This window comes from Vibrio genomosp. F10 str. 9ZD137 (assembly GCF_049974785.1).
Classification (GTDB): Bacteria; Pseudomonadota; Gammaproteobacteria; order Enterobacterales; family Vibrionaceae; genus Vibrio.
On record NZ_JBNGCJ010000838.1, the window covers coordinates 1 to 2,929 of the forward strand.

The window sequence follows — 2,929 nt, forward strand, 5'->3', positions numbered from 1 at the left end:
TAGCCAACTGACGTTGTTAGTGAATTTCTTGTTCACACATTATATCGGCCAATCGCTCTATTGCGATTGGCCATTTTTTTGCCCGCAGATCCGCAACCGTACCCCTCCAATAGTCAGGTTAGGTGCAGCATAATCCATCCGTGATTTTTCATTAAATTCGACAATTAGGGGCGATCTGTTTAATAATGCACGCCATATTCTCATTCTGAGAGTATCAATACCTAAGATTTTGATACTCGTATCAGCCAGCCAGGTCAGTAAAATGGCGTTGCTCATCATGGCAATCAGTATGAAAAATTCATCTAAAATAGAGAGATGCGTTGGTGTGATTCTTTTTACAACGCGGAAACTCCTACTCGTTAAGGATGATGAGTGAAACAACGGAAGAGGTTATATGAATAATTTAATTTCAGTTGGGCCACTAGAGTCTTTCTTAATCGCAATTAGCGTCCTATTTTTAGGCCACTTTGTTAACACCAAGCTACCCATTCTAAAACGGTTTAATATCCCAGAGCCTATTGTCGGCGGGTTGATCATCGCCATTTGTATCACCATTATGCACTTCAAAGGTATTAGCCTTTCTTTTTCTTTGCCATTGCAAAATACATTCATGTTGATGTTTTTTAGTACCGTTGGGCTTGCGGCCAATTATACCCAATTAATGAAAGGTGGAGCGAAAGTCTTTCTATTTTTAGCGGTCGCGTCTGTCTATATCATCATTCAGAATGGCGTTGGTGTGACACTCGCGAGTACCTTTGGGCTCGATCCTTTGATGGGCCTAATTGCAGGGTCGATTACACTGTCTGGCGGGCATGGTACTGGAGCGGCTTGGTCACAAACGTTCTCCGATAGTTTTGGCTTAGCCAATACCCTTGAAATAGCGATGGCATCCGCCACATTTGGTTTGATCATTGGTGGTATTATAGGCAGCCCTGTTGCACAGAAGCTGATATCCAAAAACGGCCTTGAATCTGAATATGGTAGTGGTATCAACACCCATGAACGCTTCCCTGAATTAGTCACCTATAACGAATATGAAGAAGACAAAGTAACCGCCAAAAAGGTCATTGAAGTTCTGTTTATCCTGCTGATTTGTGTTACTGGTTCAACGTATTTGGAGCAATGGGTCAGTTCATTTAACATCGACTGGCTGATGATTCCAGACTTTGTATATGCGTTATTTATCGGTGTGTTTATTACGAATATACTGGAAGTGACAAAAGTACATAAGGTTGATTCTGAAACGGTCGACATTTTGGGTACTGTCTCACTGTCTCTATTCTTGGCAATGGCATTGATGAGTTTGAAACTGTGGAACATCTTCGACTTAGCGATTCCCTTCCTAACTATTTTGGCCGTTCAATCGGTGGTTCTCGGATTATTTTCTTACTTCATTACCTTTAAAGTAATGGGTTCGAATTATGATGCTGCGGTTATTGCTGGAGGACATTGTGGCTTTGGTCTAGGGGCAACACCGACCGCGGTCATGAACATGGGCTCTTTAGTGAATAAGTTTGGCCCATCGCCACAGGCGTTTATGGTGGTGCCTATCGTCGGTGCTTTCTTTATTGATATTGTTAACCTGATTATTTTGCAAAGCTATATCAGCTTTATTGGATAAGATGGATATACTGTGACGCCAGATTACTCTCAATTAGCAGCGATACTGGATATTACCCCTCCCATTAAAGTGAGCGTCATTCAACCTCTTTGGGGTGGGTACGGTGAGCTGGTGAGGCTATCTGCTGACAACAAGAGTGTCATCGTTAAACACATCGAGCTCCCAAAGCCCAGTTGTCACCCAAAAGGGTGGAATACGGAGTTATCTCATCAAAGAAAGCTCCATTCTTATCTCGTTGAAATGCAATGGTATCGCCAGTACGCTGTGAAATGCGATCAGCTCTGCTACGTTCCAACCCCGATTCATATTGAACAATACGATGTGAAATATGTGTTAGTGATGGAAGATCTCGCCAGTGTGGGGTTTACCACGGTGAGTGAGGCCGCGACGAAAGCTCAAATATCAGCGAGTTTGAAATGGCTAGCTCATTTTCACGCAAAACATATTGGCCATGAAGGGGAAGGGCTTTGGCCATCGGGAACCTACTGGCACTTGCAAACTCGTCCTGATGAATTAGAAAAATTGGCAGACGAAGCACTTAAGCGAGCGGCTAAAAAAATCGATCGGATCTTAACTCTTGCGCCTTATCAAACCTTAGTTCACGGTGATGCTAAGCTTGCGAATTTTTGTTTCACGGTCTGCGGAACCCAAGCGGCGGCCGTTGATTTTCAATATGTCGGGAAAGGGTGTGCGATGAAGGATGTGGCATTGTTTATGAGCAGTGCCATTGAGCCAAAAACGTGTCATGACGCTGAAAAAGACGTACTCAATGAGTACTTTTTCTATTTGAGAGCGGCACTGGCACTCTATCAACCCCATTTGGATTGTGAGTCTGTAGAAGCCTCTTGGCGACCTTTGTTTCCAATTGCTTGGGCTGACTTTCAACGGTTTGTCAAAGGTTGGAGCCCAGGGCATTGGAAGATCAATCACTACACTGAATCTTTGAAAGAAAGGGCATTAAAGCAACTGACTGAGTATACGTAGGGTTAGCTATCGAGCAAGACGAATACTCGAATAATAACAACCCCCCCTAAAATCCAGCTTAATCGGCTTTCACTCTTGCCATGTAGTAAGTGTTTACGTAGTGTCCGTCCCTAAAGGCCGAGTTTTCGGCTTCGCCTTCTATTTTGAACCCGAACTTTTTATAACAGGCTATAGCGTTGTGATTATCGACGTTAACCTCGATGTGAACCCGCTTTATTTGTAGCCAGTTATCTGCTAAATCTAGTACTGTTTCGATCAGCTTGCTGCCGATGCCTTTTCCTTGGTACTCATCATGAACCCCTAAACCAAGATCGGAAGAGCGGT

At 43.6% G+C, this 2,929-nt stretch carries 3 protein-coding genes; 2 read left to right on the forward strand and 1 reads right to left on the reverse strand.

Translation table 11 applies throughout. The annotated features are described in order from the left end of the window. Nucleotides 1–394 precede the first annotated feature (394 nt). Nucleotides 395–1,621: a sodium/glutamate symporter gene (gene gltS / locus ACP45E_RS18995; protein ID WP_017037770.1), complete on the forward strand. Its 1,227-nt coding sequence runs from the start codon at nt 395–397 to the stop codon at nt 1,619–1,621. Between the two features lie 12 nt (nt 1,622–1,633). Then, nucleotides 1,634–2,605: a phosphotransferase gene (locus ACP45E_RS19000; protein WP_017037769.1), complete on the forward strand. Its 972-nt coding sequence runs from the start codon at nt 1,634–1,636 to the stop codon at nt 2,603–2,605. Between the two features lie 58 nt (nt 2,606–2,663). Here the strand turns inward: ACP45E_RS19000 and ACP45E_RS19005 are convergent. Beyond that, nucleotides 2,664–2,929, reverse strand: a 266-nt coding sequence (locus ACP45E_RS19005; protein ID WP_141707428.1) for a GNAT family N-acetyltransferase, incomplete at its 5' end; no start/stop codon positions are given.